This window comes from Ferrovum myxofaciens, from assembly GCF_000735045.1.
In the GTDB taxonomy this organism is placed as follows: domain Bacteria; phylum Pseudomonadota; class Gammaproteobacteria; order Burkholderiales; family Ferrovaceae; genus Ferrovum; species Ferrovum myxofaciens.
Genome location: NZ_JPOQ01000207.1, coordinates 1 through 283, shown reverse-complemented (window position 1 = coordinate 283; position 283 = coordinate 1). Strand labels below are relative to the sequence as shown.

1 protein-coding gene is annotated in these 283 nt (G+C 57.6%); it reads left to right on the top strand.

Features of this window, described 5'->3' with window-relative positions; genetic code table 11:
- On the top strand, positions 1–283 hold a 283-nt coding region (locus tag IV91_RS0112840; RefSeq protein WP_200874416.1), incomplete at both ends, for a sulfite exporter TauE/SafE family protein.

Genomic DNA, 283 nt, shown 5'->3' with positions numbered 1-283 from the left:
CTCTGCGCTATGGCAAGAAAGAAATCCTCAATCCGTATTTTGTCGCGTCTTCCGTTTCTTCCGAGGTCATTCTGCCGGGTTTGTCGTGATCGGTTTGGCCCATGCCGGCCTGGGAGCATTGACGGGGTTGACCATCGGCCTGACGGGCGTAGGTGGTGGAGCGCTCATGGCTCCGGCATTGATTTTCTGGTTTGGCGTGGAACCCCAGTCCGCCATTGCCACGGATCTGTGGTTTGCGGTCCTGACCAAACTGGTGGCGGTCAAGGCGCATCATGGAGAAGGA